An 8651-nucleotide genomic window follows, 5' to 3' on the forward strand; every position below is an offset into this window, starting at 1 on the left:
AGGATTTTTAGTCATTTACATTATTCTCCTTACCATTTTAAAAATTGTTATAAAACAAAAATTAGTAATTCACAGAATTGATGATTAAACATTCCCCTTGCGTCGGTATTCGAACCTGCTCAGATTACAGTCCGTTTGGTGTTGAATTGGATGGTAGAACGGTGAGTAATTACGGGTATCGATTCGGTTACCAGGGTTCTGAAAAAGACAATGAATTTAAGGGCGATGGTAATTCATATACAACTGAGTTTAGACAGTTAGATCCGAGGTTGGGAAGGTGGTTGAGTTTGGATAAACTAATATCGAAATACCCCGAATTTTCTCCATTTTCAACGTTTAACAATAACCCTATTTATTTTACAGATGCTTCTGGCCTAGAAGGAGAGCCGAAAGAAGGTGAAACCCGAATTGAAAATAAACTTCAACAAGTTTATACAGGTTCTGGAGAAGGTCAAGGCTGGAAGAATGCAAATGATGTAAAATACTTTCAAGGAAGTGATGATAATGGTGTTTTTATAAGGATTGGTGAAGAGGGAGCTTATGTATTTCAAAAAATTGAAAATGTAATTATTACCATCGGTAAAACAGCGGAATTTGGTTTAGGTGAAACAAGTTATTCTAATCAAATAGGAATAGGAAATTCATGGTTGATATTAACTTCAGACATCGAAGATGCAAACAAAATCTTTAAAGAGACATTCGGTGATTTTACCCTTGGCACTATGGTTATTGACACCCATGGCGGGTCAAAATTAGACAGGAATGATATTGGCAATTTAGCTTATTTCACTACCTCCATAAATGTTGGCTTTGAAGATCGACTTGAACGTTATGCAATTGATGACGCGAATGCGGGGTTTCTATCAGTTGGAGTTTCGCAGATTGAATATAATGATGCAATAGCATTTAATTCATTAACTAATAGTATCTCTCCCAATGGCAGTTTAATTTTAACTGGTTGTTATGTCGGTAAGGATAATAATTTATTTAGAAGTATTGATAAAGCCACAAAAAATGAAATTAATATTTATGCAAATCGGGATATAACTCTAGCAAATATTTATACCATAAACGTGAATTTTACAACTGAGAACAAATCGTATTTTTCTGGATGGGTTCAATTTAACACGGAAAATAATAAAACAATGAATCTAGGAAAATTGAACTTTAATTTTTAATAATATGAAAAACATCATTTTAAGTATAATTACCTGTATTTTCTGTTGTTTTAGTTCATTATCTCAAGATACTTTAAAAGTCAGTTCCATCTCAGATTTAGATCAAACGATACGTCAATTATTTATCGTTACAAACTTGCAACTCCCTAAGACTACAAAACATCAAATAGAAAAGTTCACCAAAGGTTTCGACTTCAATAGTATTCCCTCTGAGGAAGAAGACTTACTGCAATTTGCCATGTATTTTGATTCTTGCGGAGCGTTCAAGAGCTCATCTTTTCTACCCGTTAAAAGTTCAAATAGTGCATTTAACAACCTTGGGGAAGGTATCGCTCAACTAATCGATAAGTCAACATTTTACGTGAATAACACGGTGCATTTTTCCGACACTACATACCAACTTTCCGCTAGTATTTTTCAACTAGAGCTAAATGTCAAAAAACAAGAAATTAGATTTATTGAAGAAACTGTTCGATTCACCGAGAACATCGTTTTCTTTATCATCGAAACTAACGAATATGTGTGGTTCAAAAATTTTAGCACTTGTAGATAAATATAATTCTCCCTGAATTTCAAACCAAAGTATTAGTTAAAATTTTTTAGTTTACTTCTAAGTTTAAGAAAAGTTTTCTTAATTATTTACTAGGGTAAGCTTCCCCCAAAACTGAAACGTTTTGAAATAGAGTAGCAAGTCCAAAATAAAATCAAGGAATTACGTAGTAATTCACAGGGAACATCAGGGATTTTATGGTAATTACTCAGGAATCAATTGTAAAATCAAGGAATTCCTGAGTAATTATTAGGAAAAATAAGGAATTCTGCGGGAATTAACCCTTCATATCCTCAAAACTAAATACCCTGGTCGTTTCGGCATCCAATCGGTGTTGTGCTAATCGTACATATCTGTAAAATTCTTTGCTATTGGGGGCGTGGCCAGAGATGCGGCGAACGAGCATTTCGTCCATTCCGGATTCGAGCATGATGGAAATGGCGGTCCGGCGCATGGTATGGGAGCTGACGTGATCGGAAAGTTTAAGTTTGCGTTTGGTTTTGGCGTCTTTTTGTCTCACAATAATTTTGCCTTTGCGCTCTCGGACTTTATCTAAATGGATGTTTTCGGGTAGGAGGGTGGCTAATTCTTTTAACCGTCGATTGAAGTGCTGAAGCGTGATTTGGGGCAGGAGGTAAGGGCTTTTTAGGGCGTGCTGTTCAATAATTGCTGTGCAGTAGGAGGGCAGGCGCATACGGGTTTCAATCTGAGTTTTGGAGGCTCGAACATCTAGGTAATAGTGGTCGTTTTTCTTTTGTAAATGTCGTTTGGTCAATTGTTTTAAGTCAGAATAGCGCAGGGCTACGGTACAGCCAAATACAAAAATGTCTCTGATGTCTTGTAGTTTGGACGCTTTGATTTTTTGATCAATTTCTGGATCATGCATGAGGGAAAACAACTGATGTTTTGAAAGCGCAACTACCGGAATCTCATCCTTGGGTACAAAGAATTGTAAATGATAATTACCCACATACATGTGCAAATCTTTGTTCAAGTAATTGTAAAATGCGCGCCAGTTTCTAATGAGTAAGCCAATGTAATTATCAAACATTCCTTTTCCATAAAGATAGGTGGTGAAGTGCTTGTAAAGCCGTGCGTGGTAGTTGTTGGCTGCTGCTCTTTCTCTTAGTGTCAAGTTAAGATCATTGTACAATCGCAACTCTATTTTTTTGGTCTCTGCAAAAGCCCGTAAATGATTCAGCAATGCAGTGTAGTTCTTGAGCGTTCCTTTTGAAATCCGCTGCCCATCGGTTCTATTGTGTCTACCACCTTGTATAGAAGCAAGCATTTGCTCATACAGCTCAAAATAACGAGCCTCATTGTAAAATTTTGTCTTTTGTGTTCGCATGATTTTTTTGCTTGCTCATACGATTGGTTTGAGAAAAGGTACTAAAAATACTAGTAGCTTTACCCGAATTGCATTAGGGTATAAATACTATTTAAATTAGTACTTGTACTAATTTGAAGCAACAATCAATATAATTTATGTGCATTGGAAGTCAATATGATACTAGTATTGCTACAAAATTAAGTCGAAAAATGTCCGCCAAATAATATCTATTTTTGGTCACTAACCAATTAAACTTAACATTATGTCTTTTAACGGAAACGAAGGGGAATTTGTAACTTTGAGCGATGCATCTCGCTGGACAGCTAACTACCGCAATACGATACAACCTGGGGATGTGATTGCCGAATTCCAAGGTAAAGAAAAGTTACTCGAATTGTTGAATCAAGAAGGTTGCGTTGGAATTCGTTTTTACTATGCGATCAATGATGAAGGTAAAAAAGTTTTAGTTCTAGTCGGTGCAGATAGTGATGAAAATGATTTGGAAAATGGTTTAATCATTGATAAAGGTGAATATTGTCCCCCTTTTTGTTCTAAAAAAAATAGTTTAAACTCATAAATGATATTGCTATTTGACTCTTTATTAATTACCAAGTATTTCAGTTACTTAGTTCCGATTGTCATTTTTTATAAAAATAGGATTGAATTAAATGAGTTTAAGTCGCTAAACACGTTTCTGTTTATTTCATTAATTCTTTCTTTAGTAGAACGATTAGTTTGTTTACAATTCGAATCGGCGATTTCTATTTTTCATCTTTCTATACCTATTAGGTTTTTCTACATGTATAGAATCTTCCTACTTGAAAAGTCCATTAAGCGTTTACGATATTATCCGGCATTGATTTCATTGATAATATTTTTATTTGAAACTATTATTTGTAATGGATGGTTGAAAAATAATGAAATTCAAACCGTTTATGTAAATATTTGTACTGCAGTGATATCGGTTATAATACTTATGAATCACCTAAAAACTAATGATCAAAAAGAAGTGCTGTATAAATTTTTAATTTATGGTTCTTTTTTGTTTGTGAGTGCATCATCTCTAATATTAAGTCTTTATGAATCTGAAATAAGGCAATCACCTTCGATGATGGCTTTTTTTATGATTGTAATTTATAATTCAGTTGAAATCGTTCAAAATCTTAGTATTGCTTTTTCACTATGGAAATTGAAAGAAGCTTAATTCAACTGATTCTTTCAGTTTTATTCACCAGCGGGTTGTCTGCTGGTATGGTGTTCGTGCTATTTACTTCGTACAAAAAACGAAAAAGGCTAGAGGCTGAGCATGAGCGGGCGATGAAAGAAAAAGAGCTCGAGATGATCAATGCGGTGGTTAAAGCCCAGGAAGATGAGCGCGCTGAGATTGCAAGAAATTTGCATGACGACGTAGGTGCTATTCTTTCTATGACGCAGCAGAAAATTTCAAATACTTCGAATCATTTGATTGGTATGCAAGCCAATTCTGATACCATTTCGGATTTATTGGAAGTCGCAGAGATGATAGACCAATCTGTAACGAAACTAAGGGCGATTACGAATGGGATGTTGCCACATTATTTATTGAAGTTTGGTTTGTGGCGTTCTTTGGAGCGTATGTTTGAACAGGCTGAGAAAAGTATTGGTAAGCCATGTATTATCACTAGCGAGGTCAAGGGAGGCCTACAACTTGAGCAGCGCATTGAGATACAGGCTTATTATATTGTAACAGAGCTCATCAATAATACAATCAAGCATGCTAAGCCAAATTTCATCGATGGTAATTTGGAAATCAAGCAAGAATATTTAGTTTTAACCTTGAAGCACGATGGTGTCGCCATTAATCAGGATGACTACGAGTACTTATTGGCAAAGAACTTAGGTATTGGTCTTTCATCACTGGCACATCGTTTAGGACTAATTGGCGGTCAAATTACTTTTGATCGCTATGAAAGAGGTGGTTCGGTAATTTTGAAAATTCCATACAATGATGACAACAAGTAAGCAAATTGATGATATTCCGAAGGAAAAGAATCGTATCAAAATTGCTATTGTAGAGGACCATACTCTTTTGCGAGAGTCATTGATTAAATCCTTGAATGAGGCTTTTGATATTCAAGTGGTGTTTGATGCAAGCAATGGTGTCGAATTCTTCGAATTACTCAAAAAGAAAAAGATCAATATTGCGCTAGTGGATTTGGATATGCCAGAAATGGATGGCAAAGAAATTCTAAAGAAACTGTCACTGTCAAACCCTGAAATTAAGGTCATTATATTTAGTATGCATTCAAATGTGCATATTGTTGCTGAACTCATCCAACTGGGGGCTAAAAGCTACTTGAAAAAGGATTGTAGCGTCCAAGACATGGTTGATGCACTATATAACGTAACAGACAAAGGGTTTCATTCCACAAGCATTGTTTCTGATGTTTCATTTATTCAGTATGAGAAAAACAAAAAAAAGGAACAAGCGATAATTAATTTTAATTTGTCAGAGCGTGAAATGATTGTGATAAAACTTATATGCTCAGGTAGTAAAAGTGAGGAAATAGCAAAACGACTGGGAATTACTAAGAAAAGTATTGACGCCATTCGCTCCAAACTTTTCAAAGCCCTCAACGCCAAAACACCCGCAGACTTCGCGCGCCTTTGCATTGAGAATGGTTTGTATCAGCCGATAGGAAGGAATTAAGAAAAAAATCTATTTGATTTATAAACTTATTTAAACCAATGTCTAAAAGAAGACATTGGTTTTTTATTTTCAAAAACCTTAACAATATTACAAAAGTGTATATATTTACATATATGTTAAATAAATACAGTCATTCCTATTCTTTAAGTTCAGATGAAATTCAAATTCTGACAGATTCATTATTCACTGGCGAGTTTCCATATTTGATGGATGAAATAGAATTGCCAAGGTACACCATAAGCGATTTAAAAATTGCTCCTCGAGATGCAACATATTGGGATAAACAAGGGGTCTTACCACTTGTCAAGGGCCCTGGAATGCGCAGAAAGTACGATCTAGTACAAAGTGTTTGGATCAAATTAATTCAACAAATGCGATCCTTAGGAATTAGTCTACAACAAATAAAAAGTCTCAAGGAAATATTATTAGAACCAAATATTGATCTGAATAAACTAGATTCTGCTGCTATTTCTAGTATAATAGGTGAAATAAAGCTTAAATACAACAGCCCGTTCAGTACTGAACAATTTTTGAAAGAATTAAAAAATGTGGAAACTTCATTTTTCTTGGCATCGGTATTAGCTACAATCGTATTTAGAAAGTCTATTCAATGTATGGTGAATCCAGATGGCGAATATTTTTTATACGAGCATTCTCGTTATCTAGAACTATTCTCAAATGAAGAGGATTTTAGAAAGTTGGTCTCGAAACCACACTTCTGTATTAGTATATCAGAGGCTATACAAACGTTAATGAGAGACTGGGTTGCTGATACACCACTCGAAAAATTGTATTACTTATCAAATGCAGAAAAAGAAATTTTGGAGATGATACGCAGAAATGATGTGAAATCTATTCGAATTAGATTTTCGGAGGGCTCGCCTAATCTTTTAGAAGTTGAAGAGCAATCAAAAATCACCATGGAACAGCGATTTCTTGACGTAATAGCAAAGAATGGGTATCAAAAGATAAGTGTTACTACTCAGAAAGGTAAAATCACAAATTTTGAAAATGTCATTTTGAAAAAATTGAATAAAAGCACCAAATAAATGGGCAAATAATTACCCGTTTCCGATAACCGAAAAACGGACAGGAAACACATGGGTGAAATAAATTGGAAAATAAAAAACAAAAATTTGATAAACCAACAAAAAAGGACATTCTAGAAATCATTGGAGCTCAAGCAACGGAAGAAATTGCTCAACTGCTTCTAGAACAGATGGAAGAACTTTGTTTAATAGTAATTGAACAACATGCAAATGGACAAGAGATTTAACCGTTTTAAAAAAGGAACGGAATTACTTCAGGTTGCAAAGACAGAGGCAGTAATTTATACACGTGTAAGCACAAAAGAACAAGCAGACAATAACGCAAGTCTTGAAACCCAATTGAAGTATTGTAAGAAATATGCTGAGGAGAAAGGCTTGGAAATAGTTGAGTATTTTGGTGGCACTTACGAAAGCGCCAAAGATGACGAGCGAAAGGAGTTTCAAAAAATGTTAAGTTACGTCAAACGCAAGAAATCAATAGGGTATTTGATTGTCTACTCTTATGATCGCTTTAGCAGAAGCGGTCCAAGTGGTGCTTTTATTTCTCATGAATTAAAACAGAGAGGTGTTAAAGTCGTATCTGTTACCCAATCGATTGACCACAACGACCCGTCAGGAAATTTTATGGAGGGTATTTATCATCTATTTAGTGAATTTGACAACCAGTTGCGCAGGGATAAGTCCATGACAGGAATGATCGAAAAATTAAAGCAAGGTTATTGGCCGTTTATGCCGCCAACAGGCTATACCAATATAAACCAAGGGAAAACTGCTGACCAGCACTCGATGGTTATAAATGACAAAGGTAAATTGCTAAAAAAAGCCTTTGAATGGAAAGCCAATGACGATTTAAGTTTGGTAGAAATAGCCAAAAGATTGAATGCACGCGGATGGAACATTCCGCCAAAGCGCTTGTCTCATTTCTTTATAAATCCATTCTATTGTGGTTTTATTGTTTCCAAAATGGTTCCTGGTGAAATGATCGAAGGGAAACATCCTCCACTAATTTCTAAAAGCGTGTTTATAAAGGTTCATCAGAATTTGGAAAAGTTTGGTAACGGCTATAGAATTGAAAATGAGGTGGAAGCGTTACCAATGAAGCAATTTATGAAATGCGAATGTTGTGGAACAAGTATGACAGGTTATTTAGTCAAGCAAAAGGGATTATACTATTACAAGTGTAATTTAAAAGGTTGTGCGAATAACCGCAGCCAGAAGGTCTTGCATCTGAAATTCGAAGAATTATTAAGTAGTTTTACATTCGACAAAGCGCTGAAACCGGTTTTCAACAAGATGCTACTTCATTTATTGAGCGAACAAACCGAAGTTAAATCAGAAGATAAAAAAGCCTTACAGGTAGAACTTGCCCAATTAAAACAAAAATTAGAGGGGGCTGAAGAGCGATTTTTTAACGGTGAAATTGATCAAGTACTTTTCTTCAAATACCGTGATAAATACCGTGAAAAAATTCGCCAAATTGAATCAGAATTGGACTCAAGTCAAAATCAGTTATCGAACCTTCAAAAATCAGCTGAAATATGTCTTGACTTGGCGCTGAAACTACCGTCCACATGGAAAAATGCAAATTTCAACAGAAAGCAGAGAATACAGAAATTGGTGTTTCCAGAAGGTATTTTCTATGATCGAAAAAAAGACGGTTATCGAACTTCAAGGATTAATTTGCTATTTTCCGCAATTCCTTATTTGACGGGGCTTGTAGAAGCTTATAAAAATGGGGATTCTGACATTTTAGCCAAAATCCCCACTTTGGTGGTCCCACACAGGCTCGAACTGTGGACCCACAGATTATGAGTCTGTTGCTCTAACCAACTGAGCTATAGGACCGGGTTACATT

The 8651-nt window shown here is 35.3% G+C and carries 9 protein-coding genes and 1 tRNA gene; 8 read left to right on the plus strand and 2 right to left on the minus strand.

Annotation, left to right across the window (positions count from 1 at the left end; genetic code table 11):
* Positions 1-80: 80 nt before the first annotated feature.
* Both Q0L65_RS04705 and Q0L65_RS04710 read left to right on the plus strand, forming a co-directional pair.
* Positions 81-1178, plus strand: coding sequence for an RHS repeat-associated core domain-containing protein (locus Q0L65_RS04705; RefSeq protein ID WP_296684049.1), 1098 nt, complete (start codon positions 81-83; stop codon positions 1176-1178).
* Positions 1179-1182: 4 nt separating this feature from the next.
* Complete coding sequence (locus Q0L65_RS04710; protein WP_296684051.1) at positions 1183-1731, plus strand: hypothetical protein; 549 nt, start codon at positions 1183-1185, stop codon at positions 1729-1731.
* A gap of 274 nt (positions 1732-2005) precedes the next feature.
* On the opposite strand, the gene Q0L65_RS04715 is transcribed toward Q0L65_RS04710, so the two are convergent.
* Complete coding sequence (locus Q0L65_RS04715) at positions 2006-3076, minus strand: tyrosine-type recombinase/integrase (RefSeq protein WP_296684053.1); 1071 nt, start codon at positions 3074-3076, stop codon at positions 2006-2008.
* A gap of 244 nt (positions 3077-3320) precedes the next feature.
* On the opposite strand from Q0L65_RS04715, the gene Q0L65_RS04720 reads away from it, so the two are divergent.
* From Q0L65_RS04720 to Q0L65_RS13995, 6 genes are all read left to right on the plus strand, one after another.
* Positions 3321-3635, plus strand: a complete 315-nt coding sequence (locus Q0L65_RS04720; protein ID WP_296684055.1) for a hypothetical protein — start codon at positions 3321-3323, stop codon at positions 3633-3635.
* A 605-nt stretch (positions 3636-4240) separates the two neighbouring features.
* Positions 4241-5059: a histidine kinase gene (locus tag Q0L65_RS04725; RefSeq protein ID WP_296684056.1), complete on the plus strand. Its 819-nt coding sequence runs from the start codon at positions 4241-4243 to the stop codon at positions 5057-5059.
* Complete coding sequence (locus tag Q0L65_RS04730; RefSeq protein ID WP_296684058.1) at positions 5043-5747, plus strand: response regulator transcription factor; 705 nt, start codon at positions 5043-5045, stop codon at positions 5745-5747. Before Q0L65_RS04725 ends, Q0L65_RS04730 begins: the two co-directional genes overlap by 17 nt.
* 38 nt (positions 5748-5785) lie before the next feature.
* A complete protein-coding gene (locus tag Q0L65_RS04735) occupies positions 5786-6796 on the plus strand; it encodes a MerR family transcriptional regulator (protein WP_296684059.1) in 1011 nt (336 codons plus the stop codon).
* A gap of 65 nt (positions 6797-6861) precedes the next feature.
* Positions 6862-7023, plus strand: a complete 162-nt coding sequence (locus Q0L65_RS04740) for a hypothetical protein (protein ID WP_296684061.1) — start codon at positions 6862-6864, stop codon at positions 7021-7023.
* Positions 7007-8608 carry a recombinase family protein gene (locus Q0L65_RS13995; protein ID WP_366051305.1) on the plus strand — a complete coding sequence of 534 codons (1602 nt, stop codon included), beginning with the start codon at positions 7007-7009 and terminating at the stop codon, positions 8606-8608. Before Q0L65_RS04740 ends, Q0L65_RS13995 begins: the two co-directional genes overlap by 17 nt.
* Here the strand turns inward: Q0L65_RS13995 and Q0L65_RS04745 are convergent.
* A tRNA-Ile gene (locus tag Q0L65_RS04745) sits at positions 8565-8641 on the minus strand. The genes Q0L65_RS13995 and Q0L65_RS04745 overlap by 44 nt on opposite strands.
* Between the last annotated feature and the right edge of the window lie 10 nt (positions 8642-8651).

Origin of the sequence: Flavobacterium sp. (genome assembly GCF_024642105.1) — a bacterium.
In the GTDB taxonomy this organism is placed as follows: Bacteria; Bacteroidota; Bacteroidia; order Flavobacteriales; family Flavobacteriaceae; genus Flavobacterium.